At 59.3% G+C, this 24,755-nt stretch carries 17 protein-coding genes, 2 tRNA genes and 3 rRNA genes; 8 read left to right on the top strand and 14 right to left on the bottom strand.

Going from position 1 to position 24,755, the window contains the following annotated elements; all coding sequences use genetic code 11:
* Positions 1-24: 24 nt before the first annotated feature.
* The 10 genes from PverR02_RS03450 to PverR02_RS03400 form a co-directional block, all read right to left on the bottom strand.
* Positions 25-2,328, bottom strand: coding sequence for a PqiB family protein (locus tag PverR02_RS03450; protein ID WP_046384828.1), 2,304 nt, complete (start codon positions 2,326-2,328; stop codon positions 25-27).
* Positions 2,321-2,944: a paraquat-inducible protein A gene (locus tag PverR02_RS03445; protein WP_046384829.1), complete on the bottom strand. Its 624-nt coding sequence runs from the start codon at positions 2,942-2,944 to the stop codon at positions 2,321-2,323. The genes PverR02_RS03450 and PverR02_RS03445 overlap by 8 nt, the downstream gene beginning before the upstream one ends.
* Positions 2,931-3,590 (bottom strand): paraquat-inducible protein A, encoded by a 660-nt coding sequence (locus tag PverR02_RS03440; protein ID WP_079442759.1) that lies wholly within the window; start codon positions 3,588-3,590, stop codon positions 2,931-2,933. The genes PverR02_RS03445 and PverR02_RS03440 overlap by 14 nt, the downstream gene beginning before the upstream one ends.
* 168 nt (positions 3,591-3,758) lie before the next feature.
* A 5S ribosomal RNA gene (gene rrf / locus PverR02_RS03435) occupies positions 3,759-3,874 on the bottom strand.
* A 156-nt stretch (positions 3,875-4,030) separates the two neighbouring features.
* A 23S ribosomal RNA gene (locus PverR02_RS03430) occupies positions 4,031-6,921 on the bottom strand.
* 247 nt (positions 6,922-7,168) lie between these two features.
* Positions 7,169-7,244 (bottom strand) — tRNA-Ala (locus PverR02_RS03425).
* Positions 7,245-7,271: 27 nt separating this feature from the next.
* Positions 7,272-7,348, bottom strand: a tRNA-Ile gene (locus PverR02_RS03420).
* An 82-nt stretch (positions 7,349-7,430) separates the two neighbouring features.
* Positions 7,431-8,967, bottom strand: a 16S ribosomal RNA gene (locus PverR02_RS03415).
* Together the 16S, 23S and 5S rRNA genes with 2 tRNA genes alongside form the textbook arrangement of a ribosomal RNA operon.
* A 623-nt stretch (positions 8,968-9,590) precedes the next feature.
* On the bottom strand, positions 9,591-11,084 hold the full coding sequence (locus PverR02_RS03405) for a CoA-acylating methylmalonate-semialdehyde dehydrogenase (RefSeq protein WP_017849625.1): 1,494 nt from the start codon (positions 11,082-11,084) through the stop codon (positions 9,591-9,593).
* A 39-nt stretch (positions 11,085-11,123) separates the two neighbouring features.
* Complete coding sequence (locus tag PverR02_RS03400; protein ID WP_017849626.1) at positions 11,124-12,473, bottom strand: aspartate aminotransferase family protein; 1,350 nt, start codon at positions 12,471-12,473, stop codon at positions 11,124-11,126.
* Positions 12,474-12,598: 125 nt separating this feature from the next.
* Between PverR02_RS03400 and PverR02_RS03395 the strand changes: the two genes are divergently transcribed.
* The 6 genes from PverR02_RS03395 (at position 12,599) to PverR02_RS03370 (ending at position 18,614) form a co-directional block, all read left to right on the top strand.
* Complete coding sequence (locus PverR02_RS03395) at positions 12,599-13,519, top strand: LysR family transcriptional regulator (RefSeq protein ID WP_017849627.1); 921 nt, start codon at positions 12,599-12,601, stop codon at positions 13,517-13,519.
* Between the two features lie 88 nt (positions 13,520-13,607).
* Positions 13,608-14,999: a uracil-xanthine permease family protein gene (locus PverR02_RS03390; protein ID WP_046384831.1), complete on the top strand. Its 1,392-nt coding sequence runs from the start codon at positions 13,608-13,610 to the stop codon at positions 14,997-14,999.
* 87 nt (positions 15,000-15,086) lie between these two features.
* Positions 15,087-15,746, top strand: a complete 660-nt coding sequence (locus tag PverR02_RS03385) for a TetR/AcrR family transcriptional regulator (protein ID WP_017849629.1) — start codon at positions 15,087-15,089, stop codon at positions 15,744-15,746.
* Between the two features lie 12 nt (positions 15,747-15,758).
* Positions 15,759-16,340 carry an IMPACT family protein gene (locus PverR02_RS03380; RefSeq protein ID WP_017849630.1) on the top strand — a complete coding sequence of 194 codons (582 nt, stop codon included), beginning with the start codon at positions 15,759-15,761 and terminating at the stop codon, positions 16,338-16,340.
* Positions 16,341-16,396: 56 nt separating this feature from the next.
* Positions 16,397-17,083 (top strand): SDR family oxidoreductase, encoded by a 687-nt coding sequence (locus PverR02_RS03375; RefSeq protein WP_079442758.1) that lies wholly within the window; start codon positions 16,397-16,399, stop codon positions 17,081-17,083.
* Positions 17,084-17,255: 172 nt separating this feature from the next.
* Complete coding sequence (locus tag PverR02_RS03370) at positions 17,256-18,614, top strand: 8-oxoguanine deaminase (RefSeq protein ID WP_079442757.1); 1,359 nt, start codon at positions 17,256-17,258, stop codon at positions 18,612-18,614.
* 89 nt (positions 18,615-18,703) lie between these two features.
* On the opposite strand, the gene PverR02_RS03365 is transcribed toward PverR02_RS03370, so the two are convergent.
* The gene (locus PverR02_RS03365; RefSeq protein WP_046384832.1) at positions 18,704-19,792 is read right to left on the bottom strand and encodes a calcium:proton antiporter; all 1,089 of its coding nucleotides are present in this window, start codon (positions 19,790-19,792) and stop codon (positions 18,704-18,706) included.
* 192 nt (positions 19,793-19,984) lie between these two features.
* Here PverR02_RS03365 and PverR02_RS03360 point away from each other — a divergent pair, with 192 nt between their 5' ends.
* Entirely contained in the window at positions 19,985-20,938 is a 954-nt protein-coding gene (locus tag PverR02_RS03360) for an adenosine deaminase (RefSeq protein ID WP_017849634.1), read from the top strand.
* A gap of 64 nt (positions 20,939-21,002) precedes the next feature.
* On the opposite strand, the gene PverR02_RS03355 is transcribed toward PverR02_RS03360, so the two are convergent.
* The 3 genes from PverR02_RS03355 to PverR02_RS03345 all read right to left on the bottom strand — a co-directional run bounded on the left by PverR02_RS03355 (position 21,003) and on the right by PverR02_RS03345 (position 24,238).
* Entirely contained in the window at positions 21,003-22,373 is a 1,371-nt protein-coding gene (locus tag PverR02_RS03355; protein ID WP_046485746.1) for an MFS transporter, read from the bottom strand.
* A 105-nt stretch (positions 22,374-22,478) separates the two neighbouring features.
* A complete protein-coding gene (locus tag PverR02_RS03350; protein ID WP_046384834.1) occupies positions 22,479-23,174 on the bottom strand; it encodes an ArsR/SmtB family transcription factor in 696 nt (231 codons plus the stop codon).
* A gap of 137 nt (positions 23,175-23,311) precedes the next feature.
* Complete coding sequence (locus PverR02_RS03345; RefSeq protein ID WP_079442756.1) at positions 23,312-24,238, bottom strand: LysR family transcriptional regulator; 927 nt, start codon at positions 24,236-24,238, stop codon at positions 23,312-23,314.
* Positions 24,239-24,355: 117 nt separating this feature from the next.
* Here PverR02_RS03345 and PverR02_RS03340 point away from each other — a divergent pair, with 117 nt between their 5' ends.
* Positions 24,356-24,649 carry a putative quinol monooxygenase gene (locus PverR02_RS03340; RefSeq protein WP_017849638.1) on the top strand — a complete coding sequence of 98 codons (294 nt, stop codon included), beginning with the start codon at positions 24,356-24,358 and terminating at the stop codon, positions 24,647-24,649.
* The last annotated feature ends 106 nt before the right edge of the window (positions 24,650-24,755 follow it).

Raw genomic sequence — 24,755 nt, 5'->3', positions numbered from 1 at the left:
TGCCCGCGATAGCCGCGCCTCGGCCTACTTGCCCAGCGGAATCTTAGGCGCCCAGGTCAGCCACTCATCCTCAAACTTGTCGAACAGCGGGAAGGTTTGCTGCGGCCGCGCGGCGCTGCCCATGCGTTCGCCATCGGGCGTGGCGAAGGCGATGCCGCCGGCAACCAGGGTTTCCAGGGACTCGGTGCGTACCGTCGCGCCTTTGAACAGGCCGAAGTCGAGACCAAAACCGCTGCTGTTCCAGAAGCGGCTGCCGCTGCGCACCAACGCCGCGTACTTGGGCTCGATCAGGATGTGGATCAGCACGCGGTCGGCGGTCTGGCCCAATTCGTAGCCGGTGACTTTGCCCACAGTGACTTCGCGGTAAGTGACGGGCACGCCTTCTTTGAGCGAACCACGGCGTGCGGCACTCAGTACCAGGCTCAGGCCAGCCTCCTGATGAACGGCTTCGGGCGGCTGGTCCAACGCGACGAAGCTCTTCTGCGGCCCGGCGTTTTTCAGCGCGGGCAGTACTTCGATGTATTGGCCGGTGACCAGGGTTTCCAGGTTCGAGGTTTTCATCAGGCCCAGTTCCGGCTTGACCACCCAGAACTGGCTGCCGACGCGTGCGATGCGATCCGTCACCTGGGTGATGCGCGCACCGAGCAGCACCGATTGCAGATCGGCGCTGAGGTCGACGCTCTCGATCTTACCGACGTCCAGGCCTTTGAAACGCACCGGGGTGCCGGGGCGCAGGCCGTCGGCGCGGTCGACTTTGATAGTCACCAGGGTGCCACTCTGATTGGCCGTTTCACGATCGGCGAACAGGCGGAAACGCGGGATACGTTTTTTCAGCGGCACGTTCGGTTCCGGCGTTTCAAAGGCGATACCGCCGGACATCAGGCTGGCCAGGGATTCGCTTTTCACCTGGATACCGCCGGTGAGGCCGCCGGTCAGGGTCACGCCGCTGGCGTTCCAGAAACGCGTCGAACCATTGACCAGGTTGGCGTACTCCTTCTCGATATGGACGCCGATCACCAGTTGCTTGTTTTTGCGCGAGAACTGGTAGCTCTGCACCGAGCCGACCTTGACCTGCTTGTAGAGGATCGGGCTGCCGACATCCAGGGAGCCGAGGCTGTCGGTGAACAGCACCATGTGCAGGCCAGGGGAACGCAGGTCCAAGGGCGGCGCCTTGGCTCGAGCCACGTATTCCCGTTGGGGCGGAGAACCTTTGTCACCGGGACGAACCGCGATGTAGTTACCTTTGACCAACGCCTCGAGCCCAGTGATACCGGCCAGGGAAATCGACGGCTTGACCACCCAGAACTGGGTGTCCTGTACCAGGTAGTCTTCGGCCAATGGGTCGAGGGTCAGCTCGGCGTTGGCGCTGGACAGGTCCGGGTCGATCTTCAGGGTTTTCAGGCTGCCGACCTGGATGCCTTTGTACATCACCGGGGTGCGCCCGGCCTGCAGGCCTTCGAAGTCGGTGAGTTTGACCTTGACCTTGATACCGGCGGCGGCGGCGTCGAAGTCTTCATACAGGCGGAAGGGCAGGCTCGAGTCGGTCGGTGGGCTGTCCTTGCGATTCTCCGGGGTGGCGAAGGCGATACCGCCGGCGACGATGCTGGAGAGCGATTCGCTGCGCACCTTCACGCCGGAGAGGTTGGCGTCGATGCTGATGCCGCTGGCGTTCCAGAAACGCGTGTGTTTGCGCACCAGGCTGGCGTAGGTCGGTTCGATGTAGACCTTGATCTCGACGGTGCTCTGGTCCTCGGACAACAGGTAGCTTTTGACCTGGCCGACCTGGATCTGCTTGTAGAACACCGGGCTGCCGCGGTTGAGCGAGCCAAGGCGGTCGGCCTTGATGGTCAGGTGCAGGCCTGGCTTGGCGTCGGACAAGGGCGGTTCTTCGGACAGCGCCTTGAATTTGCGTGTGGGCTCACCGTCGCCGGGGCTGGCGGCAATGTAGTTCCCCGACACAAGGGTCTCCAGGCCGGTGATGCCGGCGAGGCTGACGCTGGGTTTGACCAGCCAGAAGCGCGTGTTGGTCTTGAGGTATTGCTCGACGTCCTTGTTCATCTCGATGGTGGCAATCACCCCGCGATTGTTGCCTTCGTCGTCCAGGGCCAGGGTCTTGACCTTGCCCACGGGCATGCCTTTGTAGACTACTTCGGTCTTGTTGACCTGGATGCCTTCGCCGCTTTCGAAGCGTACCTGGATCTCGATGCCTTGCTGAGAATAGGCACGCCAGCCCAACCAACCGCCGATGATCAGGGCGATCAGGGGCAGTACCCAAATAGCCGACCAGTTGGAAGCCGGGCGGGTTTTAGCTTTAGGCAAATCACTCATGGTCGTCGTCCGACTCCGTGTTATCCCAAATCAGTCGGGGATCAAAAGTTACTGCGGCAAGCATCGTCAAGATCACCACACTGGCGAACGCCGCCGCGCCGAGGTTGGCCTCGACACTGGCAAGCCGTCCAAAGTTTACAACCGCCACCAGGATGGCGATCACGAAGATATCCAGCATGGACCAGCGGCCGATGAATTCGATAAAGCGGTACATGATAATCCGTTGTTGCGCGGACAGCGGTTGGTGACGCTGCACCGAGAACAGTAGCAGACCAATACCTACGAGCTTGAACGTCGGCACCAGGATGCTGGCGATGAACACCACGGCGGCGATGGGGAACATGCCGTGCTGCACCAGTTGGATCACGCCGGACATGATGGTACTGGGATCGCCCTGGCCGAGGGAATTGACGGTCATAATCGGTAACAGGTTGGCCGGGATATAGAGAATCGCAGCGGTGATCAGCAAGGCCCAGGTGCGCGTCAGGCTGTTGGGGCGACGGGCATGGACCAGCGCACCGCAACGGGTGCAGGTTTGCTCATCGGTGTCCGGTTCTTGCTTGTTCAATTCGTGGCATTCGGTACAAATCAGAATGCCTGCATCAATCGCCCGCATGATCATCCTCTCCTGACAGTGCTTGCCAGATCTGGTGGGGCGACATCACCACCTCAAGCAGAACCTGAACCATTAATAGGCTGACGAAGCAGACCAGACCCAGGCCAATCGTGATGGAGGCCATGTCGGCGAGCTTTACGATCGCCACCAGGACGCCCATCAGGTACACCTCCAACATCCCCCAATCTCTCAGGTGATGGTAAATGCGGTAGAGCAACAGCCCGTAACTGCGACCGATGTTCCAGCGGATGCTGAGCAACACCGCCAATTGGCAGAGCAACTTGAGCAGGGGAATACCCATGCTGCACAGGAACACGACGGCAGCGACGCCGTGCATGCCGGTGTCGAACAGGCCGACGACGCCGGTCCACACGGTGTCCTCCGAGGACTGCCCGAGTAGATTGAGCTGCATGATGGGCAAAAAGTTCGCGGGGATGTACAACAATAGCGCTGCCAAGACTAAGGCCAGGCTTCGTTCGACGACGTTGTGGCGATGTGCGTACAGCCCGTAACCGCAGCGCGGGCACTGGGCTTTTTCGCCGAGGGCGAGCACAGGTTTGCGCATCAATAAATCGCACTCATGGCATGCCACCAGGTCGTCCAGGGGTAAATCCGACACCTTGGGGGCATCAACCGGATCGGGCATAGATAGGGCTCGGACGCTAAAAAAGGTTAGGTACCTATTCTAGTGGTCTGGTTCAGAAATAACTGCGCAATTTTGTCGAGTACCGAGGGGGGCGAGCCACTTGACCCTTTCCGACCGCCCAAAACAAAACCCCTGTTTGCGTGAGCAAACAGGGGTTCTGGAATTTAATCTTGACGATGACCTACTCTCACATGGGGAAACCCCACACTACCATCGGCGATGCATCGTTTCACTGCTGAGTTCGGGATGGGATCAGGTGGTTCCAATGCTCTATGGTCGTCAAGAAATTCGGGTACTGAGTCGTGGCCAGCTGGCCTCGCTTCAGCAAATTGGGTATGTGATAGTTTTCGGTGTTTTGTAAGAGTCGAACTTTCGGTTCGTTTCGTCTTCACACACCGCAATCTGGTCTCTTTCGAGTTCGCAAATTGCTTGGGTGTTATATGGTCAAGCCTCACGGGCAATTAGTATTGGTTAGCTCAACGCCTCACAGCGCTTACACACCCAACCTATCAACGTCGTAGTCTTCGACGGCCCTTCAGGGGACTCAAGGTCCCAGTGAGATCTCATCTTGAGGCTAGTTTCCCGCTTAGATGCTTTCAGCGGTTATCTATTCCGAACATAGCTACCCGGCAATGCCACTGGCGTGACAACCGGAACACCAGAGGTTCGTCCACTCCGGTCCTCTCGTACTAGGAGCAGCCCCTCTCAAATCTCAAACGTCCACGGCAGATAGGGACCGAACTGTCTCACGACGTTCTAAACCCAGCTCGCGTACCACTTTAAATGGCGAACAGCCATACCCTTGGGACCGGCTTCAGCCCCAGGATGTGATGAGCCGACATCGAGGTGCCAAACACCGCCGTCGATATGAACTCTTGGGCGGTATCAGCCTGTTATCCCCGGAGTACCTTTTATCCGTTGAGCGATGGCCCTTCCATACAGAACCACCGGATCACTAAGACCTACTTTCGTACCTGCTCGACGTGTCTGTCTCGCAGTCAAGCGCGCTTTTGCCTTTATACTCTACGACCGATTTCCGACCGGTCTGAGCGCACCTTCGTACTCCTCCGTTACTCTTTAGGAGGAGACCGCCCCAGTCAAACTACCCACCATACACTGTCCTCGATCCGGATAACGGACCTGAGTTAGAACCTCAAAGTTGCCAGGGTGGTATTTCAAGGTTGGCTCCACGCGAACTGGCGTCCACGCTTCAAAGCCTCCCACCTATCCTACACAAGCAAATTCAAAGTCCAGTGCAAAGCTATAGTAAAGGTTCACGGGGTCTTTCCGTCTAGCCGCGGATACACTGCATCTTCACAGCGATTTCAATTTCACTGAGTCTCGGGTGGAGACAGCGCCGCCATCGTTACGCCATTCGTGCAGGTCGGAACTTACCCGACAAGGAATTTCGCTACCTTAGGACCGTTATAGTTACGGCCGCCGTTTACCGGGGCTTCGATCAAGAGCTTCGCGTTAGCTAACCCCATCAATTAACCTTCCGGCACCGGGCAGGCGTCACACCCTATACGTCCACTTTCGTGTTTGCAGAGTGCTGTGTTTTTAATAAACAGTCGCAGCGGCCTGGTATCTTCGACCGGCATGAGCTTACGGAGCAAGTCCTTCACCCTCACCGGCGCACCTTCTCCCGAAGTTACGGTGCCATTTTGCCTAGTTCCTTCACCCGAGTTCTCTCAAGCGCCTTGGTATTCTCTACCCAACCACCTGTGTCGGTTTGGGGTACGGTTCCTGGTTACCTGAAGCTTAGAAGCTTTTCTTGGAAGCATGGCATCAACCACTTCGTCATCTAAAAGATGACTCGTCATCAGCTCTCGGCCTTAGAATCCCGGATTTACCTAAGATTCCAGCCTACCACCTTAAACTTGGACAACCAACGCCAAGCTGGCCTAGCCTTCTCCGTCCCTCCATCGCAATAACCAGAAGTACAGGAATATTAACCTGTTTTCCATCGACTACGCTTTTCAGCCTCGCCTTAGGGACCGACTAACCCTGCGTCGATTAACGTTGCGCAGGAAACCTTGGTCTTTCGGCGTGGGTGTTTTTCACACCCATTATCGTTACTCATGTCAGCATTCGCACTTCTGATACCTCCAGCAAGCTTCTCAACTCACCTTCACAGGCTTACAGAACGCTCCTCTACCGCATCACTTACGTGATACCCGTAGCTTCGGTGTATGGTTTGAGCCCCGTTACATCTTCCGCGCAGGCCGACTCGACTAGTGAGCTATTACGCTTTCTTTAAAGGGTGGCTGCTTCTAAGCCAACCTCCTAGCTGTCTAAGCCTTCCCACATCGTTTCCCACTTAACCATAACTTTGGGACCTTAGCTGACGGTCTGGGTTGTTTCCCTTTTCACGACGGACGTTAGCACCCGCCGTGTGTCTCCCATGCTCGGCACTTGTAGGTATTCGGAGTTTGCATCGGTTTGGTAAGTCGGGATGACCCCCTAGCCGAAACAGTGCTCTACCCCCTACAGTGATACATGAGGCGCTACCTAAATAGCTTTCGAGGAGAACCAGCTATCTCCGAGCTTGATTAGCCTTTCACTCCGATCCACAGGTCATCCGCTAACTTTTCAACGGTAGTCGGTTCGGTCCTCCAGTTAGTGTTACCCAACCTTCAACCTGCCCATGGATAGATCGCCCGGTTTCGGGTCTATTCCCAGCGACTAGACGCCCTATTAAGACTCGCTTTCGCTACGCCTCCCCTATTCGGTTAAGCTCGCCACTGAAAATAAGTCGCTGACCCATTATACAAAAGGTACGCAGTCACCTAACAAGTAGGCTCCCACTGCTTGTACGCATACGGTTTCAGGATCTATTTCACTCCCCTCTCCGGGGTTCTTTTCGCCTTTCCCTCACGGTACTAGTTCACTATCGGTCAGTCAGTAGTATTTAGCCTTGGAGGATGGTCCCCCCATATTCAGACAAAGTTTCTCGTGCTCCGTCCTACTCGATTTCATGACTAAGAGATTTTCGCGTACAGGGCTATCACCCACTATGGCCGCACTTTCCAGAGCGTTCCGCTAATCTCAAAGCCACTTAAGGGCTAGTCCCCGTTCGCTCGCCACTACTAAGGGAATCTCGGTTGATTTCTTTTCCTCAGGGTACTTAGATGTTTCAGTTCCCCTGGTTCGCCCCTTACACCTATGTATTCAGTGTAAGGTAACCATCTTATGATGGCTGGGTTCCCCCATTCAGACATCTCCGGATCAAAGTCTGTTTGCCGACTCCCCGAAGCTTTTCGCAGGCTACCACGTCTTTCATCGCCTCTGACTGCCAAGGCATCCACCGTATGCGCTTCTTCACTTGACCATATAACCCCAAGCAATCTGGTTATACTGTGAAGACGACATTCGCCGAAAATTCGAATTTCTCAATTAAGAGAACTCACAAATTTTACCTTAGCCTGATCCGTTACCAGTGAAAGTAACGTTCAGTCTATCTTTCTATCACATACCCAAATTTTTAAAGAACGATCTAATCAAAGACTAGAAATCAACATTCACCATCATCACGATGGAATGCTCATTTCTAAGCTTTCAAACTTCAGAAGCAGTAGTGGTGGAGCCAAACGGGATCGAACCGTTGACCTCCTGCGTGCAAGGCAGGCGCTCTCCCAGCTGAGCTATGGCCCCGTATTTCTACAGGTTCCCACACAAAATTGGTGGGTCTGGGCAGATTCGAACTGCCGACCTCACCCTTATCAGGGGTGCGCTCTAACCAACTGAGCTACAGACCCAATTTCGGGCTGCTTCTTATCGTCTTCTTCAATGAATCAAGCAATTCGTGTGGGAACTTATGGAGCAGCTGATGTCGTCGATTAAGGAGGTGATCCAGCCGCAGGTTCCCCTACGGCTACCTTGTTACGACTTCACCCCAGTCATGAATCACACCGTGGTAACCGTCCCCCCGAAGGTTAGACTAGCTACTTCTGGTGCAACCCACTCCCATGGTGTGACGGGCGGTGTGTACAAGGCCCGGGAACGTATTCACCGCGACATTCTGATTCGCGATTACTAGCGATTCCGACTTCACGCAGTCGAGTTGCAGACTGCGATCCGGACTACGATCGGTTTTCTGGGATTAGCTCCACCTCGCGGCTTGGCAACCCTCTGTACCGACCATTGTAGCACGTGTGTAGCCCAGGCCGTAAGGGCCATGATGACTTGACGTCATCCCCACCTTCCTCCGGTTTGTCACCGGCAGTCTCCTTAGAGTGCCCACCATTACGTGCTGGTAACTAAGGACAAGGGTTGCGCTCGTTACGGGACTTAACCCAACATCTCACGACACGAGCTGACGACAGCCATGCAGCACCTGTCTCAATGTTCCCGAAGGCACCAATCCATCTCTGGAAAGTTCATTGGATGTCAAGGCCTGGTAAGGTTCTTCGCGTTGCTTCGAATTAAACCACATGCTCCACCGCTTGTGCGGGCCCCCGTCAATTCATTTGAGTTTTAACCTTGCGGCCGTACTCCCCAGGCGGTCAACTTAATGCGTTAGCTGCGCCACTAAGAGCTCAAGGCTCCCAACGGCTAGTTGACATCGTTTACGGCGTGGACTACCAGGGTATCTAATCCTGTTTGCTCCCCACGCTTTCGCACCTCAGTGTCAGTATCAGTCCAGGTGGTCGCCTTCGCCACTGGTGTTCCTTCCTATATCTACGCATTTCACCGCTACACAGGAAATTCCACCACCCTCTACCATACTCTAGTCAGTCAGTTTTGAATGCAGTTCCCAGGTTGAGCCCGGGGATTTCACATCCAACTTAACTAACCACCTACGCGCGCTTTACGCCCAGTAATTCCGATTAACGCTTGCACCCTCTGTATTACCGCGGCTGCTGGCACAGAGTTAGCCGGTGCTTATTCTGTCGGTAACGTCAAAACAATCACGTATTAGGTAACTGCTCTTCCTCCCAACTTAAAGTGCTTTACAATCCGAAGACCTTCTTCACACACGCGGCATGGCTGGATCAGGCTTTCGCCCATTGTCCAATATTCCCCACTGCTGCCTCCCGTAGGAGTCTGGACCGTGTCTCAGTTCCAGTGTGACTGATCATCCTCTCAGACCAGTTACGGATCGTCGCCTTGGTGAGCCATTACCTCACCAACTAGCTAATCCGACCTAGGCTCATCTGATAGCGCAAGGCCCGAAGGTCCCCTGCTTTCTCCCGTAGGACGTATGCGGTATTAGCGTCCGTTTCCGAACGTTATCCCCCACTACCAGGCAGATTCCTAGGCATTACTCACCCGTCCGCCGCTCTCAAGAGAAGCAAGCTTCTCTCTACCGCTCGACTTGCATGTGTTAGGCCTGCCGCCAGCGTTCAATCTGAGCCATGATCAAACTCTTCAGTTCAAACATCTTTGGGTTTTTAAGAAACCCTAAACTTGGCTCAGCAATCGTTGGTTACATCTTTGATTTCTCGCGGAGTAACTTGTGATGCTGATAATCTTGTTGACTATCAGTCTGACTCCACAAGCACCCACACGAATTGCTTGATTCAGTTGTTAAAGAGCGGTTGGTTAAGATCTTTCGTCTCAACCGAGGCGCGCATTCTACAGCAGCCTCATTTGCTGTCAAGTGATTATTTTCAGAAGTTTTCAAAGTTTCCTTTGTAACTTCAACCACTTGCGCTTCCGATCTCTCGTTAGCGGGAGGCGAATTCTACAGCGTTACACGCTGCTGTCAACACCTCTTTTTCTCCGCTTTCGACCGAGAAGATCGAAACGTCAATAGAGCCAAACAACACTGCCCTACCAACTCCTTCCAGGCTTCGATGAACTGAAGCAGGTCGCTGTCGAATCTTGCGTAACTCTTTGTTTACCAAGGAGTTTTCCGTTTCGACTGCGCCGGAAGTGGGGCGAATTATAGACGTCCAGGATTTGCCGTCAACACCTTTCTTCACAATTCTGTCATATCGGTCAAAAAGGCCGCAAAAACGCGAAAGCCGGCCCCAAGGGGCCGGCTTTCAACGCGTCTTACAAGCTAGGGAAGGCAAACTGTGACGCTTCATGACTGGCCCGTTGCGGCCAGCGCTGGGTAATAGCCTTGCGCCGGGTATAGAAACGCACCCCATCCGGCCCGTAAGCATGCAAGTCGCCAAACAGCGAGCGCTTCCAGCCGCCAAAGCTGTGGTAGGCCACCGGCACCGGCAGTGGAACGTTCACGCCGACCATGCCCACTTCAATCTCGTCACAGAACAGACGCGCCGCTTCACCGTCACGGGTGAAGATGCATGTGCCGTTGCCATACTCGTGATCGTTGATCAGTTGCATCGCCGCTTCCAGGCTATTGACCCGCACCACGCACAACACCGGCCCGAAGATCTCTTCTTTATAGATACGCATCTGCGGCGTCACGCGGTCAAACAAACTGCCGCCGAGGAAGAACCCCTGCTCATGCCCGGCAACGCTCAAGCCACGACCATCGACCACCAGCTCAGCGCCCGCGGCCACACCGTCTTCTATATAGCCGCTGACCTTATCCCGCGCCTGGCCGGTGACCAGCGGCCCCATATCCAGGCCGCACGAGGTGCCCGCGCCAATCTTCAGCGCCTTGACCTGCGGCACCAACTTGGCGATCAATGCATCCGCCACCTGATCACCCACACACACCGCCACCGAGATCGCCATGCAACGCTCGCCGCAGGAACCGTAGGCCGCGCCCATCAAGGCACTGACCGCATTATCCAGATCGGCATCCGGCATCAGCACCGCATGGTTCTTCGCGCCGCCCAGCGCTTGCACGCGTTTGCCGCGCTTGGTCGCTTCGGCGTAGATGTACTCGGCAATCGGCGTCGAACCCACAAAGCTCAAGGCCTTGACCTCCGGCGCTTCGATCAGCGCATCCACCGCGCCCTTGTCGCCATGCACCACGCTCAGCACGCCCTTAGGCAGGCCGGCCTCCTGCAGCAATTGCGCGATCAGCAGCGTCGAACTCGGATCACGCTCCGACGGTTTGAGGATAAAGCAGTTGCCGCAGACGATCGCCAGCGGGTACATCCACAACGGCACCATCGCCGGGAAGTTGAACGGGGTAATCCCGGCCACTACGCCCAACGGCTGGAAATCCGACCAGGCATCGATGTTCGGCCCCACATTGCGGCTGTACTCGCCCTTGAGAATTTCCGGCGCCGAGCACGCATACTCCACGTTCTCGATGCCACGCTTCAATTCCCCCGCCGCGTCTTCCAGGGTCTTGCCGTGCTCCTCGCTGATCAACTGCGAGATGCGCGCTTCGTTCTGCTCCAGCAACTGCTTGAAACGGTACATCACCTGGGCACGCCTGGCCGCCGGCGTATTACGCCAGGCCGGGAATGCCGCCTTGGCCGAGTCGATCGCGCGCTGGATGGTTTCGCGACTGGCCAGCGGCACCTGGTGAATCACCTGGCCGGTGGACGGGTTGTACACATCGGCAGTGCGACCGGATTCGCTGACCAATTGGCCGTCGATCAAATGCTGGATAAGGCTCATGCAGGGCTCCTGAAAAGTTGTTCTATATAGAAGGAGAAATCAGTCGATCTTGTTCAGCACTTCGCCGACGGCATCGAACAGGCGATCCAGGTCCTGCGGCTTGCTGTTGAAGGTTGGCCCGAACTGCAGGGTGTCGCCGCCAAAACGCACGTAAAAACCGGCTTTCCACAAGGCCATGCCAGCCTCGAACGGACGCACGATGGCATCACCGTCACGCGGGGCAATCTGGATCGCGCCGGCCAGACCGTAGTTGCGGATGTCGATCACGTTCTTGCTGCCCTTCAAACCATGCAGCGCATTCTCAAAGTGCGGAGCGACTTCGGCTACGCTCTGCACCAGGTTTTCCTTCTGCAGCAGGTCCAATGCCGCCAGGCCAGCCGCGCAGGCCACCGGGTGTGCCGAGTAGGTGTAGCCGTGGGGAAATTCCACCGCGTATTCCGGCGTCGCCTGGTTCATGAAGGTCTGATAGATCTCGCTGCTGGCAATCACCGCGCCCATCGGGATCGCACCGTTGGTGACTTGCTTGGCGATGCACATCAGGTCCGGGGTCACGCCGAAGCTGTCGGCGCCGAACATCGAGCCGGTACGGCCGAAACCGGTGATCACTTCGTCGAACACCAACAGGATGTTGTGCTGGTCGCAGATTTCACGCAGACGCTTGAGGTAACCCTGTGGCGGCACCAGCACGCCAGCGGAGCCGGCCATCGGCTCGACAAAAACGGCAGCGATGTTCGACGCGTCGTGCAACTCGATCAACTTGAGCAGTTCATCGGCCAGGGCAATACCGCCCTGCTCCGGCATGCCGCGCGAGAACGCATTGCTCGCCAGCAAGGTGTGAGGCAGATGGTCAACATCCATCATCGCCTGACCAAACATCTTACGGTTGCCGTTGACGCCGCCCAGGCTGGTGCCGGCGATGTTCACCCCGTGATAGCCACGGGCGCGGCCGATCATCTTGGTCTTGGTAGACTGGCCTTTTAGGCGCCAGTACGCACGTACCATCTTCACCGCCGTATCGGCGCACTCGGAACCGGAATCGGTGAAGAACACATGGTTGAGGTTGCCCGGGGTCAGGTCGGTGATTTTTTCCGCCAGTTGAAACGACAGCGGATGACCGTATTGGAAGCCCGGCGAGTAGTCCAGCGTACCCAGTTGCTTGGCGACCGCTTCCTGGATTTCCTTGCGGGTGTGCCCGGCGCCGCAGGTCCACAGCCCCGACAACGAATCGTAGACCTTGCGGCCCTTGTCATCGGTCAACCAACTGCCTTCGGCGGCCACGATCAGGCGCGGGTCACGCTGGAAGTTACGGTTGGCGGTGTAAGGCATCCAGTGAGCGTCCAACTTCAGTTGGCTGGCCAGGGACGAAGGGGCGTTTTCGGACATGTTCATCAGCAAAACCTCGCAAGGCAAAAAGCAGCGCCGGGATTGAAAAGCGTTCTTGCAGCTAAATTGCCACGGGGATAAAGTCTGTGAAATCCAACTCTTCTAACCTTCAGTCAGGCCCCGACTAAACTATGAGCATCCGTCGACCCGACCCCCTGGCCCAAGTCAGCGACTTCGATATTCGCCTGCTGCGCATCTTTCGCAGTGTGGTGGAGTGTGGCGGCTTCTCGGCGGCGGAGACCGTGCTCGGCATCGGCCGCTCGGCCATCAGCCAGCAAATGAGCGATCTGGAGCAACGCCTGGGATTGCGCCTGTGCCAGCGCGGGCGTGCCGGATTCTCGCTGACCGAGGAAGGCCGCGAGGTCTATCAATCGGCACTGCAACTCTTGAGCGCCCTGGAAAGCTTTCGCACCGAGGTCAACGGCCTGCACCAGCATTTGCGCGGCGAACTGATCATCGGCCTCACCGACAACCTCGTCACCCTGCCCCACATGCGTATCACCCATGCCCTGGCGCAATTGAAGGAACGCGGCCCGGACGTGCAGATCCAGATCCGCATGATTGCCCCCAATGAAGTGGAACAAGGCGTGCTCGACGGCCGCCTGCATGTCGGCGTGGTGCCCCAGGCCAGCGCGCTGTCCGGCCTGGAATACCAGGCGCTGTACAGCGAACGCTCGCTGCTCTACTGCGCCGTCGGCCACCCGCTGTTCTATGCCGACGACAAGCAGTTGGAGGATGGACGCATCGACGACCAGGATGCGATCGCCCCCACCTTCCGCCTGCCCGCCGAGATCCAGGCCCACTACCAGGCCCTCAACTGCACCGCCAGCGCTTCGGACCGCGAAGGCATGGCGTTCCTGATCCTCACCGGCCGCTACATCGGCTACCTGCCCGATCACTACGCCAGCCTGTGGGTGCAACAAGGCCGACTACGCGCGCTGAAACCGGCTACACGTTTTTACGATTTAAGCCTGGCATCGGTCACGCGCAAGGGGCGGCGCCCTCATTTGGTGCTGGAAAGTTTCCTCGACAGCCTGGCGGCAACCCGCTAATTCGGGCCTCGCACAAAAAGCTGAGCAAGTGGACAGCTTTTTGCAAGAGCACAAGGACCTAGAACCGTCCGACTCGAGTTTGCCCGCCATGCCACCAGAAACGTCCAGCCCCAGCGACCTGATCTACGGCCTCAACGACCGCCCAAAACCCCTGCCCGCCCTACTGGCCGCCCTGCAACATGTATTGGCCGCCTTCGTCGGCATCATCACGCCGCCGCTGATCATCGGCTCGACCCTGGGCCTGGCGGCTCACCTGCCGTACCTGATCAGCATGGCGCTGATGGTGTCCGGTGTCGGCACCTTCATCCAGGCGCGTAGGCCGTTTGGCATCGGCGCCGGCATGATCTGCCTGCAGGGCACCAGCTTTGCGTTTCTCGGCGCCGTGCTGTCGGCGGGCTTCCTGGTCAAGCAACGCGGCGGCAGCCCGGAAGACATCCTGGCGATGATCTTCGGCGTGTGCTTTTTCGGCGCCGCCGTACAAATCGTGCTGAGCCGTTTTATCGGGCAACTGCGCCGGGTGATCACGCCGCTGGTCACCGGGATCGTGATTACTCTGATCGGCATCAGCCTGATCAAAGTGGGTATCACCGACCTCGGCGGCGGGTTCAATGCCGCCGATTTCGGCGCGCCCATCAACCTGGCACTGGGCCTGTTCGTGGTGTTGACGATCATCCTGCTCAACCGCTCGAACACACCCTGGGTACGCCTCTCGGCGATCATCATCGGCCTGGCCCTCGGCAGCCTCGCGGCCTGGTTCAGCGGCAAACTGGTGCCCCAGGCCCTGCCCGACCTGCCGTTGATCAGCCTGCCGATGCCGTTTCGTTATGGTTTCAACTTCGACTGGAGCGCCTTCCTACCCATCGCGCTGATTTATCTGATCAGCAGCATCGAAACCGTGGGTGACCTCACCGCCAACTGCATGATCGCCCGCCAGCCCATCAGCGGCCCGTCTTATATAAACCGGCTCAAGGGCGGCGTACTCGGCGACGGGGTGAGCTGCATGATCGCCGCCACCTTCAGCGCGTTCCCCAACACCACGTTCGCCCAGAACAATGGCGTGATCCAACTCACCGGCGTGGCCAGCCGCTATGTCGGCCTGTACATCGGCGTGGTGCTGTTTTGCCTCGGCTTGTTTCCATCGATCGGCGCGGTGCTGCAGCAAATCCCCAAACCGGTATTGGGCGGCGCGACCCTGGTGATGTTCGGCAGCGTGGCGGCGGCCGGCGTGCGTATTCTCGCCCAGGCGCCGCTGGACCGACGCAGCATGCTGATCATCGCCACCTCGTTCGGCGTCGGCCTGGGCATTGCCGCCCAACCGAACCTGCTGCACTTGATGCCGACGCTGGTGCAAAACCTGTTCGACTCGGCCATCACCAGCGGCGGGCTGACCGCCATCGCATTGTGCCTGTTACTGCCGGAAGCCAAAGCGAGCCCCGCAGCAAACGGCGCGCCACATGGCGATACGCTGGAACCGCTTTGAGGGTTTTATTGCATCAGGACTTGTCTGAGGCTTGAGGGTGGGTTATCTGTGCATACATCGTCTCTATCGATCAGCACGGAAACCTCCATGAGCCTCGAAGTTCCTGCCCACAGCACCCACGCCGGGAAGCCCGCCAGCCGCATTCGGCAAAAGAACGAGCAAGCGATTCTTCAAGCGGCCGAAGACGAGTTCGCGCGTCACGGCTACAAGGGCACCAGCATGAACACCATCGCTGCCAGCGCCGGGTTGCCGAAGGCCAACTTGCACTACTACTTCACCAACAAGATGGGCCTGTACGTCGCGGTGCTCAGCAATATCCTCGAACTGTGGGACAGCACCTTCAACGCGCTGACCGCCGAGGACGACCCGGCCGTGGCCCTCACCCGTTACATCCGCACCAAGATGGAGTTTTCCCGACGACAGCCCCAGGCCTCGCGGATCTTCGCCATGGAGATCATCAGCGGCGGCGAATGCCTTACCGAATACTTCGGCCAGGACTACCGCGCCTGGTTCAGTGGCCGGGCGGCCGTGTTCCAGGCCTGGATCGATGCTGGCAAGATGGACCCCATCGACCCCGTCCACCTGATCTTCCTGCTGTGGGGCAGCACCCAGCACTATGCCGACTTCGCCAGCCAGATCTGCCGCGTCACCGGGCGCACCAAGTTGACCAAACAAGATATGGAAGACGCCGGCACCAACCTGATCCACATCATTCTCAAAGGCTGTGGCATCAAGCCCGCCCTCTAGACGACACCGCCTATGCCTTTCACCCTCACCGGCCTTTGCGAATTCCGCGAAGAAATTCGCAAAAGCCGCTTCATCACCCTGGCCGCACCGATCACCAGCGCGCAAGAAGCCCAAGCGTTCATCGAGCAGCACAGCGACCTGAACGCCACGCACAATTGCTGGGCCTGGAAACTCGCCGACCAGTACCGCAGCAACGACGACGGAGAACCTGGCGGCACCGCCGGGCGACCGATCCTCGCCGCCATCGAGGCCCAGGGCTTCGATCAGGTGGTGGTGCTGGTGATTCGCTGGTACGGCGGCATCCAACTGGGCACCGGCGGGCTGGCGCGGGCGTATGGCGGCGGCGCGAACAAATGCCTGCAAACCGCCGAGCGCATCGAGCTGATCAGCCGCGTGCCGTTGAGCTGCGACTGCGGGTTTTCCGAACTGAACCTGGTCAAGTTGCGGGTCGCCGAACTCGGCGGGCTGGTACTGGAGGAACACTTCACCGCCAACGGCGTGGAGCTGCAACTGGCCCTGGGCGAAGCACACATCGACACCCTGCAAAACCAGCTTGCCGACCTGAGCCGGGGGCGTATCCTGCTGCAACGTTGAAACTGCTAATGTTGTTCGCTGAACGCCCTGAACCGCGACGTCAAAGGAAGCTCTGCATGTCTACGCCAAAAACCGCACTGATCATCGGCGCCTCACGCGGGCTGGGCCTTGGCCTGGTCAAGCAATTGCTCAAGGATGGCTGGGACGTGACCGCCACCGTGCGTGACCCGAACAAGGCCGACGCCCTGAAAGCGGTGGGCCCGGTACAGATCGAGAAACTCGACATGGACGATCAGCAAGCCGTGATCGCCCTGAGCCAGCGCCTCAAGGAACGCACATTCGACCTGCTGTTCGTCAACGCCGGCGTCAAGGGCCCGGCGAACCAGGAACCTGGCCACGCCACCCTGGCGGAAGTCGGCCAGTTGTTCTTCACCAACGCCGTGGCGCCGATCAACCTGGCCCAGCGCTTTGTCGGGCAGATCCGCAAAGATTCCGGCGTGCTGGCGTTCATGAGTTCAGTCCTGGGCAGCGTGACCATCCCTGACGGTTCCGAGCTGGCGCTCTACAAGGCGAGCAAGGCCGCCCTCAACTCGATGACCAACAGCTTCATCACCCAACTCGGCGAGCAAAAAATGACCGTGCTTTCCCTGCACCCGGGTTGGGTGAAGACCGACATGGGCGGCGAAAACGCACTCATCGACGTCGAGACCAGCGTGCGCGGCCTGCTCGATCAGGTGAATGCCTACACCGGCAAAGGCGGCCACCACTTCGTGGACTACCGGGGCCATACCATTCCCTGGTAAGCCGCCATCAAAGGTGGGAACACGCTTCTCGAGAGCAGCGCGTTCCTACCGGTAGACCGGATCTAGAACTACACGTAATCTAGCCACCTCGCCCTCACCGGCGACCCTGGATCAGCAGACAGGGCAACACTGAGCTGGCAAACCTGAACCCATCATTCAGAGGAGCCGGCCCATGCCTGCGACCCGTATCTGGTTAAAAAACCCCCTCGCGATTTTCACTGCCAATGGCCTCGATGCCCGTGGCGGCCTGGTGCTGCAAGACGGTGTGATCAGCGAACTACTGAGCATCGGGCAAGCGCCTGCACAGCCCTGTACACAGGTGTTCGACGCCCGCGAACATGTGGTGCTGCCGGGGCTGATCAATACCCATCATCACTTCTACCAGACCCTGACTCGCGCCTGGGCGCCGGTGGTCAATCAGCCGTTGTTCCCGTGGCTGAAGACCCTGTACCCGGTGTGGGCGCGGCTGACTCCGGAAAAACTCGCCCTGGCCAGTAAAGTCGCGCTGGCGGAATTGCTGCTCTCAGGCTGCACCACGGCGGCAGACCACCACTACCTGTTCCCGGACGGCCTGGAACATGCCATCGACGTGCAAGTCGACGTGGTGCGCGAACTGGGCATGCGCGCCATGCTCACTCGCGGCTCCATGAGCCTGGGCGAAGCCGACGGTGGCTTGCCGCCGCAGCAAACCGTGCAACAGGGCGCGGTGATTCTGGACGATAGCCAGCGCCTGATCCGCCAGTACCACGAACGCGGCGACGGCGCGCAGATCCAGATCGCCCTGGCGCCCTGCTCGCCGTTTTCCGTCACCCCGCAAATCATGCAAGCCAGCGCCGAACTGGCCGCGAGCCTCGACGTGCGCCTGCACACGCACCTGGCGGAAACCCTCGACGAGGAAGACTTCTGCCTGCAACGCTTCGGCCTGCGCACCGTGGACTACCTCGACAGCGTCGGCTGGCTCGGCCCGCGCACCTGGCTGGCCCACGGCATTCACTTCAACCCGGATGAAATCGCCCGCCTGGGCGCCGCCGGCACCGGGATCTGCCATTGCCCAAGCTCGAACATGCGCCTGGCCTCCGGCATCTGCCCGACCCTGGACCTGCTCGCCGCCGGTGCCCCGATCGGCCTGGGCGTGGACGGTTCGGCCTCCAACGATGCGTCGAACATGATCCTCGAAGCCCGCCAGGCGCTGTACATCCAGCGCCTGCGTTATGGCGCGGAAAAAATCACCCCGCAAGGCGTGCTGGGCTGGGCGACCAAAGGCTCGGCGCAGTTGCTCGGTCGTTCGGATATCGGTGAGTTAGCCGTAGGAAAGCAGGCCGATCTGGCGCTGTTCAAGCTGGACGAACTGCGCTTCTCCGGCAGTCACGATCCGATTTCGGCGTTGCTGTTGTGCGGCGCCGACCGGGCCGACCGGGTGATGATCGGCGGGCAATGGCGGGTGATCGACGGCCAGGTCGAGGGCCTCGACCTCAAAGGCTTGATTGCCGATCACAGCCAGGCCGCCCGTAACCTGATCAATCCCTTGTAGGAGCGAGCTCGCTCGCGAAAAACGTCAACGCTAACGCAGGTGTTCTGATTCACACGGCGCTCTCAGATTATTCGCGAGCAAGCTCACGCCTACACCCCTAACAGCGACAACATGATAAAGGTCGCAAACAACACAAAGTGGGTCATCCCTTCGATGGCGTTGGTTTCGCCATCGTTGAGGTTGATCGCACTGACGATCAGCGTGATCAACACCATCACGCTTTGCACCGGCGTCATCGCCATCTGGAACGGCTGGCCGGTGTAGAGCGCCATCGCTTCCATCACCGGCACCGTCAGGATCACCGTCGACAACGATGCGCCCAGTGCAATGTTCACCACCGACTGCATGCGGTTGGCCAGGGCGGCGCGCAAGGCGGTCAGAATCTCCGGTGCCGCCGAGATGGCCGCGACCACAATCGCCGTCACCACCGGCGGCGCGCCCGTGCCTTCCAGGCCCAGGTCGAGGGTCTTGGACATCACCTCGGCCAGCGCGCCAATCACAATCACCCCGAACACCAGCGTACCGATGGAAAATGCCAGGTTCACCGGCGGCGCCTGTTCTTCCGGCAACGTCTTGCGGCGTTTTTCCGGGTAGCTGTAGCTGAAGAAATAACTGTGCGGGCCCACCTGCATGCGCAGGAACAGGGTGTAGAGCACCACCATCGCGCCAATGGTGAAGGCCGAGTAAATTTTCCAGTCCGCTTCGGGGATGAATTCCGGCACCACCATCGACACGCCCATGGCGGTGAGGATCATCACGCTGTAGGTGCGCGCCGAATCGTCATTGTAGGACTGTTCGCCGTGCTTGATGCCCCCCATCAGCGCGGCCAGGCCGAGGATGCCGTTGATATCGAGCATCACCGCCGAGTAGATGGTGTCGCGCACCAGGGTCGGCGACGGTTCGTTGCTCATCATGATCGCCAGGATCACCACTTCCACCAGCACGGCGGCCAGGGTCAGGATCATGGTGCCGTAGGGGTCGCCGACCTTTTCCGCCAACTGCTCGGCATGGTGAGCGACGCGCATCGACGCCACCACGATAAAGCCGATCAGCGCCAGGCCGGCCAGCAGCGCGACCATTTGCCCGTTATGGAGCATCCAGTGCTCCAGCGGGTACGCGGCGACGGCGGCGATCAGCGCCAGCAGCATGAATTTTTCTTGCTTGAGAGAGGTGAGCATTGCGGGCCTTTTGTGCGGCAAATCAGTCATTGACGGGGTACAGACTGCAGTACATCACTAACGTTTCGTTACATCTTAGTTCGCAGCGCCCCTGCGCGAATAGATCCAATACTCTCCTCTTGGTCAGGTTTTGCCGATTATTTCAGTCATGGCCTGTAGAATGCCGCCATTGCACCCGATGAGATTTTAGACATGTACGATTGGCTCAACGCCCTGCCCAAGGCTGAACTGCACCTGCACCTGGAAGGCTCGCTGGAGCCTGAGCTGCTGTTCGCCCTGGCCGAGCGCAACAAGATTGCGCTGCCATGGAACGACGTCGACACCCTGCGCAAGGCCTACGCCTTCAACAACCTGCAAGAGTTTCTCGACCTGTATTACCAGGGCGCCGATGTATTGCGCACCTCCCAGGATTTCTACGACCTGACCTGGGCCTACCTGCTGCGCTGCAAAGCGCAGAACGTGATCCACACCGAACCCTTCTTCGACCCGCAAACCCACACCGACCGTGGCGTGCCGTTCGAAGTGGTGCTCAACGGCATCGCCGCCGCGCTCAAAGATGGCGAGCAGCAACTGGGCATCACCAGCGGCTTGATCCTCAGCTTCCTGCGCCACTTGAGCGAAGCCGAAGCCGAGAAAACCCTCGACCAGGCGCTGCCGTTTCGCGATGCGTTCGTGGCCGTGGGCCTGGACAGTTCGGAAATGGGCCACCCGCCGAGCAAGTTCCAGCGCGTGTTCGACCGTGCCCGCAACGAAGGCTTCTTCACCGTGGCCCACGCCGGCGAAGAAGGCCCGCCCGAGTACATCTGGGAAGCCCTCGACCTGCTGAAAGTCCAGCGTATCGACCATGGCGTGCGCGCCATCGAAGACGAGCGCCTGATGCAACGGATCATCGACGAACAGATCCCGCTGACCGTGTGCCCGCTGTCCAACACCAAGCTGCGCGTGTTCGACGACATGGCCCAGCACAACATCCTCGACATGCTCGAGCGTGGGGTGAAGGTGACGGTGAACTCGGACGACCCGGCGTACTTCGGCGGTTACGTCACCGAGAACTTCCATGCGCTGTACACCGCCCTGGGCATGACCCAGGACCAGGCCAAACGCCTGGCGCAAAACAGCCTGGATGCGCGGCTGGTGAAGCCCTGACGGCGTAAACCGCGACTGACAATGTGGGAGCCAGCGCGCTCCCACATTCGTTGTGGATTGCCGGTTAAATCTCGCTCAACTCTTCCAGGGTCTTGCCCTTCGTCTCCATCCCAAACACCCACACCACCAGCGCCGCCACCGCAAAGCACAATGCGCCCAGGGCAAACACCCCGCCCTGCCCGGTAATCGGGAACACCAATCCGGTCACCAACGGCCCGAGCAACGACCCGACCCGCCCGATCGCCGAAGCGAACCCGGCCCCTGTCGCCCGCGCCGAAGTGGGATACAACTCCGGCGTGTAGGTGTACAGCACCGCCCACATGCCAAACAGAAAGAACTGCATCAACAACCCCGAGGCGATCAGCAGGCCGACATTGCCGCCGAACACCGCGCTTTGCCCATACAGAAACGCCATCACCCCGCCGCCGAGCAAGGTCACGACGCATACCGGCTTGCGCCCCCAACGCTCCACCAGCCAGGCCGCCATCAGGAAGCCGGGAATCCCGCCCAGGGAAATGATCACCGTGTAATACACCGACTGGGTCACCGCAAACCCCGACTGCTGCAGCAAGGCACTCAACCAGGAAGTGAGCCCATAAAAGCCGAGCAAGGCGAAGAACCACACACTCCAGATCATCATCGTGCGCTGGCGATACTGCGCCGACCATAATTGCTGGAACGCCGAGAAGAAGTTGCCCGGCACACTCTCCACCCGCGGCAGGCGAATCGGCTGCGGCAACTCGGCGCGGCCCAGGGAGTCGCGCACTTTCGCCTCGATCCCCAGCAACACCTTATCCGCCGCCGCATGCCGCCCGGCCTGCTCCAGCCAGCGCGGCGACTCCGGGATAAAAAACCGGATCGCCAACACAAACACCGCCGGCACCGCCAGCACCAGGAAGATGTCGCGCCAGCCGATCAGCGGCAGCAAAAAGTACGACAGCACCCCCGCCGCCACAAAACCCAACGGCCAGAAGCCATCCATCAACGCGATATAGCGCCCGCGCCCCTTGGCCGGAATCAGCTCCGAGAGCATCGACTGCGCGATCGGAAACTCCATGCCCATGCCAATGCCGAGCAGGATGCGAAACAGCGTCAGCGTCTCCACCGTCTGCGCCGTGGAACATAAGTAGCTGGCGATCCCCCACAACACGATGCTCCACTGGAACACCGGCTTGCGTCCGAAGCGATCGGCGAGCATCCCGGACAACGACGCGCCCACCACCATGCCGAAAAAACTCGAACTGGCCAGCAAGCCAGCCTGGGCCGTGCTCAGGCCGAACTCGGCTTTGATCGAGCCGAGCAGGAAAGTCATCATCGCCAGATCCATGGAGTCGAAGAAAAACGCCAGGGCGATGATGATAAAAATGACTCGGTGGTAACCGCTGATGGGCAACCGTTCCAGCCGTTCTGCCGCGCTATAGCCGTGCGTACCCATGCCCCATCCCCTGTGTGAATAATCCCCTCTGGGAGTGTGGGCCATGGTTTTTCCGGGTTATTGCTGGGTGCGACCTGATCGCAACTCTGAACGACGTCATCCGGGTCAGAGCGCGTCGGGCACGGCCAACCGGGTGATTTCCGCCAACCCGGTGTCGCTGACGAGCAAGGCGCGGGACTCGTTGACCGCACGGATCCAGTTCGACTGCAAAAACAGTTGCAATAGCCCGGCTCCCAGCGCGCCGCCCAGGTGCGGTTGCTGCTGGCTCCAATCGAAACAGTCGCACACCAGCGGCAAGGCCAGCGCCTGGGTGAAAATGCCCAGGCCGGCCAGGTGCTGCGCGCCTTTGACCGTGACTTGGGTGCGGAGCTCGTGGCGCTCGATCCAGCCGGCCGCGATCATCCGCTGATACAGTTGCGCCGCCAGCTCGCCGCCGAGGTGCCCATGGCATAACCGCGCATGGCGCAGCGGGGCCGGCGCCGCCAGGGTCAGCGGTGAAGCCTGCGGTGCGCTGCGCGCCGCACTGGCCATGGTGGTGCTGGCCAAGGCATCGATGGCGGTGCTGACATCCGCCGCCGCCACACGAAACAACCGCTTGCCGCGACGCGCTTCGACACGCAGCAAACCGCCGCCGGTAAGCCGCGCCAGATGGGCGTTCGCCGAGGCCGGCGACAACCCCGTGAGCGTCGCCAGTTCCTGGGAAGACTTGGCCGAGCCGTCCATCAAGGCCCAGAGCATGGCGGTGCGTTTTGGCTCGGCGAGCAAGCTGGCAATCTGACTGATGCAAGGTGCCTGTTCCATGTGTTCACTCCTTGTTAAATCATTTCTCTGCTGTGGTTGGCGCCAAAGTATAGGTGCGCAAGCAGCCAGTTCCCCGGCGTCTGACAGCGCGGATAGGGACGGGATCTGAGTGAAATTTCCGGCTTTAGTGGAGGCTATTACGCACTGGTGAATTGTTCCGACCACTGCGCGGTCAATGTCGCACAACGGGACACGAGCATTTCCCGCAGCAGGTTGATGGGCTTACTCAACTGCGCGCGATGCGCGCATAACAGGTTGAGCGGCGTCCGCTCGCCGCGCAGCTCAGGCAGAATCACGCGCAAGCGTCCGGCGCGGACGTCGCTGCTCACATCCAACCAGGACTTGTAGGCGATGCCCACCCCGGCGACAGCCCATCGCCGTACCACGTCAGCATCGTCACTGAAGCGGTCGCCGCTGACAGTCAGGCTGACTTCGCGTTTGCCGTCATGAAACGTCCAGTGGTCATGCACGCGAGTGCCGAGCATATACAGCAGGCAATTGTGCTGGGCCAGTTGCTCCAGATGCCGCGGTTCGCCGTGGCACTCGAGATAACTGGGGGCCGCGCACAGCACGCGCACGTTATCCGGCGCGACGGGCAGCGCGACCAGGCTGGAATCCTCCGGTTCGCCATAGCGCAGGGCGATATCCACCGGCTGGCGGAACAGGTCGGCAATGCGGTCGCCCAGCAACAGGCGCACCGTCAGTTGCGGATAGTCACGCTGGAACTCGTCGAGCCAGGGCAACAGCTGGTTGCGACCAAAATCCGAGGGTGCCGACAGTTGCAGCACACCGCTGACATGGTCCTGGCCACTGGCCAATAACCGCCGCCCTTCGTCCAGCGAGCTCAGTGCGGCACGCGCATATCCGAGAAAACCGTCCCCTTCAGCGGTGAGGCGCAGGCTGCGAGTGGAGCGCGCCAGCAAGCGCGTGCCCAGTTGCTGTTCGATACGCTTCAACGCCGCGCTGGCCACCGCCGGCGACAGGTCCATGACCCGCGCCGCGGCCGACAGACTGCCCAGGTCCGCTGCGCGCACGAACAACTGCAAATCATCAAAGCGCAGCATCCAATTCCACCCATTATCAAAATATTGTTGAAACAGACTGCTGTTTTAGCCGCTTTTATCTGCATCGGAAATAGCCAATCATCTGCCATCCCATACAGCCCGTGTCAGGAGTCGAATATGTCCGCTGCCTTTAACGTCATCGCCACGCTGATCGCCAAACCTGGCCAACAACACACCCTCGAGTCGCTGCTGCGCGGCCTGCTGGAACCGACCCGCCAGGAAGCCGGTTGCGAACAGTACGACCTGCACCAGGACCTGCAACATCCCGAGACGTTCTACATGCTCGAACGCTGGCGCGACGACGCGGCCCTGGCCGACCACGACCAGAGCGCACACATCCAGAGTTTCCGCGCCAAGGCCGCCGACGTACTCGCGCACTTCGAACTCAAGCGCCTGAAATTTCTTGCCTAATCACCGCGTTTTTTTGTAGGAGCGAGCTTGCTCGCGAAAATCGTAAACGATGACGCCGCGCTTTTGATTCAGCGCGGCCCCTGTGAGTTTTTCGCGAGCAAGCTCG

Origin of the sequence: Pseudomonas veronii, assembly GCF_002028325.1 — a bacterium.
Classification (GTDB): Bacteria; Pseudomonadota; Gammaproteobacteria; order Pseudomonadales; family Pseudomonadaceae; genus Aquipseudomonas; species Aquipseudomonas veronii.
This window is presented reverse-complemented; position numbering and strand designations above follow the sequence as displayed.